The sequence below is a fragment of the Protofrankia symbiont of Coriaria myrtifolia genome (genome assembly GCF_900634755.1).
GTDB classification, from domain to species: Bacteria; Actinomycetota; Actinomycetes; order Frankiales; family Frankiaceae; genus Protofrankia; species Protofrankia coriariae.
Window position 1 is genome coordinate 1 of the sequence record NZ_CAAAFS010000078.1, and the last position, 6,739, is coordinate 6,739.

Below are 6,739 nucleotides of genomic sequence, written 5' to 3' on the forward strand. Positions count from 1 at the left end.
CACGGTGATCTGATCATCATCCCCCTGGTGACCCCCGCCGGCCCCCAGATGCTGCGGGTCCCGGCATCCATCCGCCCCGAAGCCACCCGCTTCATCCGTGCCCTCCGCACCCGCTGACCCGTCCCCCGCCTGTCGGGGCGGGAGACGGGATGGCGGCGGACGCGCGGGCAGACTTGAGGCGGGCGGGGCCCGGGTCGAAATGGCGCTGGCCGGGATGCGGTGTTTCCCGGCTGCCGGCCCGGGTTGGTTCTGGCACGGAGCGTGCCATTCCGTTACAACAGGGACATGACGCAGGGGGAGTCGTTCGTGTTCGTGTTCGTGTCCTACACCAGTGCGGACGAGAAGTGGGCGACGTGGATCGCCTCCGCGCTCGAAGGAGCCGGGCTGGCCGCCCGAGTACAGGTGTGAGATTCCCTGCCTGGGCAGAACTTCGTTGAATGGATGAACACCCAGCTTGCCGGTGCCCGTTGGACGATCGCGCTCTACTCCCGGGCATATTTCGCGTCTGCCTGGTGCACCGCGGAGTGGACCGCGGCGCTGGCCCGTCGCACTCTGTTGCCGGTCCGCCTCGAGCCGGTCGAGCCGCCGGCGACGCTGCAGGTCCTGACCTGGGTGGACCTGTTCGACCTCGACGAAAACCAAGCTCGTGAGCGACTGCTGTACGCGGTCGGTAAACAGGTTCTGCCCCGACTGGCGGCCTTCCCCGGCCGAACCTCTGCTTCGACGGCGACGCCGGTATTTCCCGGCGCTACCGGGGCGGTGGGGCATCTGCACAACGGGGTAGAGCGTTCCGATCCCGCCGTCACCCTCGCCACCGCGCTGAGCCAGCTTGGCTCGACGACACTCGCGGTCCGCTGCGCAGGCATCCGCGCCATGGAACGTGCCGCTACCGCCGAGTCTGCTGACCCAGCTTTGATCGACGAAGTGGCCGAGGTGCTTGAGTCCTTCCTCCGGGGAACCCGTAACGCAAAGGGCGCGCGCCCCGGTGCCGTCGCCCCGGAAGATCTCCTTGCCACGGGGCGCATACTCGTCCGGATCGCCAAGAATCGATCTTTCGACCTGTCTGACGCCTGGCTGAACGGGGCGGATCTTACTGGTGGGCACTTCGCCGGGGCCCGACTCGCTGGTGCAATTCTCGCTAACGTCCGGCTGGTCGGGGCGGATCTCACCGGCGCGGACCTTACTGATGCCCGGCTGGACGCGGTAGATTTTACTGGCGCGAACCTCGCCGGGGCCCGGCTCGACGGATCAATCCTTACCGTCGCCGGGCTGACTGACGCGGACCTCACTAATGCTTTGTTGACTGGTACGCGCTTTATCGGGGCACAGGGGCTGACTCAGGAGCAACTCGAGTCAGCAGAGGGGGACGCAGTCACGCAGCTACCGAGGGGGCTGGTCCGGCCGGTGTCCTGGCGGGCGTAACATTCGCCGGTCTCCACATAGCCGTTCGGTGGGTGAGCCCGGTTGACCACGCCCTATATAGCCGCCCCTTCTGTCCTGGCCAGCGCTGGCCAGGGTCAGGCCGCCCAGGGTAAACGCCGCTGCTGTCACCTCGATGGTGGGACCAGTCGGTGGCTCGCCGTTGGGCAGCGCAGTCTGCGCCATCTACCTGTGTGGCCTTCCCGGGACGCGAGGTGTTTGGACGCGAGCCGGTGCCCCAGGTCACGGGGCCAGGTTCCACAGGGCGTCGAGGGGGAGGGCGGAGAGGCGGTCGCCGAAGGGCAGGGTTTGTTGGCCGGTGTAGAGCACGTAGCCGGCTACGAAGCGTGGGCCGAGCAGGTTGGCGAGGTGGCGCAGGCCGGCGAGGTCCTCGCCGCGGACGGTGGCACCGGCTTTGACCTCGATCCCGACGACACGGCCGTCGGGGGTCTCCAGCAGTGCGTCCACCTCGACCTTGTCCTTCGTCCGGTAGTGGTAGAGGCGGGCGGACTGCTCGTTCCAACTGAGCTGGCGGGCGAGTTCGGTGAGAACGAAGTTCTCGACCATTGGGCCGGCGGTGCCGTCGGGTTCCCCGAGCCGGGCCGCGTCCTGCCCCAGGAGATGGCAGGCTATGCCGCTGTCCACGTATGCCAGCTTCGGTGTGCCGACCGCCCGGTGGGTGTGGCCGGTGGACCAGGCCGGAACCAGCTTGATGAGAAAGACCGCGGACAGCAGGTCCAGGTAGCGGTTGAGAGTGGTTCTGGGGATGCCGGACTGTGACGCGAGCGCGCCGGGTACCAGCAGCCCGCCGGACCGGCTCGCGAGCAGGGCGAGCAGTTGGTGCAGTTCGCCGCGGCGCTGGATGGCGGACAGTTCGGTGACGTCCCGGGCGATGAGGGTGGACAGGTAGGAGTCGAAGAACGCCGTCCGGCGGCGGGGCGAGCGCCGTACCGCTTCGGGATAGCCGCCGCGGACGATGCGTTCGAGGTAGTCGCGACGTCGCAGCGGCGAGGTGCGGCTGAGCCCGGGGCCGTGGGTGAAGGCCGCGTCGACGAAGCGGTCCGGCGTCCCGTCGATCTCTCCCTGTGAGAACGGCCACAGTTCGATGGTCTCGATGCGCCCGGGGAGCGCGTCCGGAAGGTCGCGTAGGGCGAGGATCTGAGCGGAGCCGATCAGGAGGAAGCGGCCGGGCCGGGGATCGGTGTCCACCGCCACCTTGATCACACGGAACAGTTCGGGGGCGAGCTGGACCTCGTCCACGACCAGCAGGTCGTCATGGTCGATGAAGCCTGTCGGGTCGTCGTGCGCGGCGCGCAGCGTGGCGGGGTCGTCGAGCAGGCGGATCAGCGGGTTGGCGGTGGCGGAGGCGGCCAGCCGGGCGAGGGTGCTCTTGCCGGCCTGCCGTGCACCGTTGATCGCGACAACTCTGGTGTCTCCCAGCGCCTCCACGATGAGTGCCTCCGCCTTGCGTCTGATTAGCGCGCCTGATGCGTTCACGCCACCATTATGGTCACTTGGCCGCCGTGATCGTGGTCATCTGGTCGCATTGTTCGTGGACAGTTGGACGCGGGTATCGTGGTCACCCGGACGCTGTCCTTGTGGTCATCTGGTCGGACGGGTCGTGGTGAAATGGACGCTCGGTACGTGGGCGGGTGGCTGGACGCCGCGTGGGCGCTCGGCCGTTGGAATGCTTGATCGTGACGATGCCCTGACGGATCCGTGACGGCACGGCTTCGTGACGGTGGCGGACGGTGGGCGCGAATGTTCGTTCGGTCATGGCGCCGGTGGCCGGTAAGGTCGGTCGCGGTAGAGGCATCGTGATACGGGCGTGCGCGGGCACCTGAAGCAGCCACGGCAGGCCCAGGAACTACAGCGAACGGGCGGAACGGTCGATGAAGACGGCGATGCGGTCACACCTGTGCGGTGCGCTGCGCACGGAGCACATCGGTGCGACAGTTACGGTATGTGGCTGGGTGGCCCGTCGCCGCCAGCACGGCCAGTCGCTGATGTTCGTCGATCTGCGGGACCACTCCGGCCAGGTGCAGTGCGTGGTGGACGGCTCCGTCGACGTCCGCTCCGAGTACGTCGTCGCCGTCACCGCGACGGTGGCGGCCCGGCCCGTGGGGACGATCAACCCCAACCTGGCCACCGGCGAGATCGAGCTGCACGACTGCACGGTGATGGTCCTCTCCGCGGCGCTGCCGCCGCCGTTCCCGATCGACGAGCGGGCGGACTCGGTCGACGAGGCGACCCGGCTCACCTACCGCTATCTGGACCTGCGCCGCGAGCGCATGCAGCGCAACCTGCGCACCCGCTCGGCGGTGCTGGCCGCGCTGCGCTCGGAGCTGGTACCGCGGGAGTTCGTCGAGGTCGAGACGCCGCTGCTGATGCCCTCCACGCCGGAGGGGGCGCGGGAGTTCGTCGTGCCGTCCCGGCAGTTCCCGGGCAGTTTCTACGCGCTGCCGCAGTCCCCGCAGCTGTTCAAGCAACTGCTGATGGTCGGCGGCACCGACCGCTACTTCCAGTTCGCCCGCTGCCTGCGTGACGAGGACCTGCGCGCCGACCGGCAGTACGAGTTCACCCAGCTCGACATCGAGATGAGCTTCGTCGACCAGGACGACGTCCTGGAGGTGATCTCCGCTGCCGTGCTGGCCGCCGCACGGGCCGTCACCGGCGGGACGGTCGTGCCGATCGAGCGGATCACCTGGCACGAGGCCATGGACCGTTTCGGCGTGGACAAGCCCGACCTGCGTTTCGGCCTGGAGCTCGTCGAACTGACCGGGGTCTTCACGGGCAGCGGCTTCCAGGCGTTCGCGGGGGCGCCGTCGGTGAAGGGCATTCGGGTGCCGGGCGGTTCGGCTACCCACAACCGCAAGGCGCTGGACGCGCTGACCGAGCGGGCCAAGCAGCTCGGCGCGAAGGGCCTGGTGTGGATGCGGGTCGGCGCCGGCGGGTCGCTGGAGTCGCCGGTGGCGAAGTTCCTCTCCGCAGCCGAACTGGCCGGGATCGTGAAGGCGACCGGGGGTGAGGACGGCGACCTGCTGCTGCTGGTCGCCGACGAGTGGGCAACGGTCTGCGAGGTGCTCGGCCAGCTCCGTAACGACCTCGGACGCCCGCCGGCCGGCGAGGGCGGGTTCCGTTTCGCCTGGGTCACCGACTTCCCGCTGTTCGTCGGGGTCGACTCGCAGACCGGGCGGCCAAAGCCCGGCCACCACCCCTTCACCCGGCCGCATCCCGACGACCTCGACAAGCTCGAGACCGAGCCGCTGGCCGTGCGCAGCCGTGCCTACGACCTGGTGCTCAACGGCTGGGAGCTCGGCTCGGGATCGATCCGGATCCACGAGCCCGACCTGCAGCAGCGCATCTTCGCCACGTTGGGGATCTCGGCGGAGGAGGCCGACCGCCGGTTCGGTTTCTTCCTGACGCCGTTCTCCTACGGGGCCCCGCCGCACGGCGGTTTCGCCGTCGGTATCGACCGGCTGGTGGCGATCCTGGCCGGCGAGGACAACATCCGCGAGGTCATCGCCTTCCCGAAAACCCAGTCCGGACTCGACCCGATGACCGGCGCACCGACTCCGATCGACGCCCGGCAGGTGCGTGAGCTGGGCATCCGGGTACTACCGACAGCGTAAACGCCTGCCACCTTCACCTGCTACCGCACGCGAATTCCCCTACCTGGCAGGCACGACCGGGTGAAACCGCTTCCGGCGGCGTCCCGGCTGTTTTACGGTTACCTGGCCGCATCACGCGTCGTGTCGTGGGTATGACCGGTGAATCCGCCCCGGACGGGCATCGGGGCCGGCTGGTTCGGCTTCGGGCGGGTTGGTCGTGGATCACGCGCCGGATACGACAGGAGGCCCGGGAATGCAGATACCGTTCTCGCCGTCACCGACGTCCAGTCTCGGTGTCGAGTGGGAGTTGGCGTTGGTCGACCGTCGTACCCGTCAGCTTCGCGGGGCGGCGACCGCCATCCTCGACGAGTATCAGGCCAAGATCGGTGAACATGCCGAACAGCGTGCCAAACACGAGTTGTTCGAGTCGGTCATCGAGGTCGTCACCGGGGTCTGCGACACGGTCGCCGACGCCAAGGCCGACCTGGCCGTGACAGTCGGTCTCATCGAGGATCTGGCCGCGTCGCGCGGGCTTGCCCTGATGTGCAGCGGTACCCACCCGATCACCAGCTATGCCGACCAGCAGATCAGCCCCGATCCGCGCTACCGCTCCATCCTGGAACGCATGCAGTGGGTCGCCCGACGCCTGCTGATTTTCGGCGTCCACGTACATGTCGGTGTTCCCGCGCAGGACAGGGCGATTCCCGTCGTGAACGCACTCGTCGGCTACATCCCGCATTTCCTCGCGTTGTCGGCGTCCTCGCCGTTCTGGCTGGGTCTGGACACGGGGCTGGCGTCGTCGCGCTCGAAGGTGTTCGAGAGCCTGCCCACCGCCGGCCTGCCGTACCTTCTGTCGGACTGGGAGCAGTTCGAGCGGTTCATGGGGACGCTGGTGTCGTCCGGGACGGTGGAGACCATCCGTGAGGTGTGGTGGGACGTCCGGCCGCACCCGGACTTCGGCACGGTGGAGCTGCGTATCTGTGACGGTCTGCCGACCCTGCTGGAGGTCGGGGCGATCGCCGCGCTGACCCAGTGCCTGGTCGACCGGATGAACACCCGGCTCGACCAGGGCTACCGGCTGCCGACACCGCAGCGCTGGGTGGTGCAGGAGAACAAGTGGCGGGCCGCCCGGTACGGTCTGGACGCCGAGATCCTGCTCGACGAGCGGGGCACCACCCGCCGTGTCCGGGACGAGATCGCCGCTCTCGTCGACGATCTGCTGCCCGTCGCGCGGCGGCTGGAATGCGTCGACGAGCTCACCGACGTCCTGCACATTCTTCAGGTCGGCTCGAGCTGCGATCGACAGCGTGCGACGGCGCAACGGGCCGACGGGGATCTCTCCGCGGTGGTCGATGTCCTTCTTCGGGAGATGAAGTCCCGCCGGCCTCTTTAGCGGGGAACGGCCGGTACGGCTCCCTGCGGTATGACTTTTCGGTGGTATGGCCCCGTGCCACGGGTCCGCTGATGGTGAAGCTGCCAGCGGTGGAGCTGCTGGCGGTATGGCTGCCGGTGGCGTGGGCGACAGCTTCGGTGCGTTGGCTGGCCAAAGGATGTACGGTCATGTTTCTTTTCCGGTCCCCGTGGATCCCGAGAACTCCGAAGACCTTCAGGACCGGAAGACCCGCGGATCCGAAGGCGCGGAGGAGCTCGAGGGTGCTCCCCGCGCGGGGGTGACGTGGGGAAGCCGGGGGCGCGGTCGACGGTGACAG

5 protein-coding genes are annotated in these 6,739 nt (G+C 68.5%); 4 read left to right on the top strand and 1 reads right to left on the bottom strand.

All coding sequences use genetic code 11. From position 1 onward, the window contains the following. Window positions 1-285 precede the first annotated feature (285 nt). Entirely contained in the window at window positions 286-408 is a 123-nt protein-coding gene (locus CM1CMNOD_RS04605; RefSeq protein WP_131772192.1) for a TIR domain-containing protein, read from the top strand. A gap of 6 nt (window positions 409-414) precedes the next feature. Then, complete coding sequence (locus CM1CMNOD_RS04610; RefSeq protein WP_258165222.1) at window positions 415-1,422, top strand: pentapeptide repeat-containing protein; 1,008 nt, start codon at window positions 415-417, stop codon at window positions 1,420-1,422. A 240-nt stretch (window positions 1,423-1,662) separates the two neighbouring features. On the opposite strand, the gene CM1CMNOD_RS04615 is transcribed toward CM1CMNOD_RS04610, so the two are convergent. Next, window positions 1,663-2,916, bottom strand: coding sequence for an ATP-binding protein (locus CM1CMNOD_RS04615; protein ID WP_043602992.1), 1,254 nt, complete (start codon window positions 2,914-2,916; stop codon window positions 1,663-1,665). Window positions 2,917-3,311: 395 nt separating this feature from the next. Here CM1CMNOD_RS04615 and aspS point away from each other — a divergent pair, with 395 nt between their 5' ends. Together aspS and CM1CMNOD_RS04625 are read left to right on the top strand one after the other, a co-directional pair. After that, a complete protein-coding gene (gene aspS / locus CM1CMNOD_RS04620; protein ID WP_013872501.1) occupies window positions 3,312-5,051 on the top strand; it encodes an aspartate--tRNA ligase in 1,740 nt (579 codons plus the stop codon). 232 nt (window positions 5,052-5,283) lie between these two features. Then, window positions 5,284-6,423 (top strand): glutamate--cysteine ligase, encoded by a 1,140-nt coding sequence (locus tag CM1CMNOD_RS04625; protein ID WP_013872502.1) that lies wholly within the window; start codon window positions 5,284-5,286, stop codon window positions 6,421-6,423. The last annotated feature ends 316 nt before the right edge of the window (window positions 6,424-6,739 follow it).

Coding starts and splice junctions, on each gene's coding strand:
- aspS (WP_013872501.1), top strand. CDS start 3,312: ATGAAGACGGCGATGCGGTCACACCTGTGCGGTGCGCTGCGCACGGAG.
- CM1CMNOD_RS04605 (WP_131772192.1), top strand. CDS start 286: ATGACGCAGGGGGAGTCGTTCGTGTTCGTGTTCGTGTCCTACACCAGT.
- CM1CMNOD_RS04625 (WP_013872502.1), top strand. CDS start 5,284: ATGCAGATACCGTTCTCGCCGTCACCGACGTCCAGTCTCGGTGTCGAG.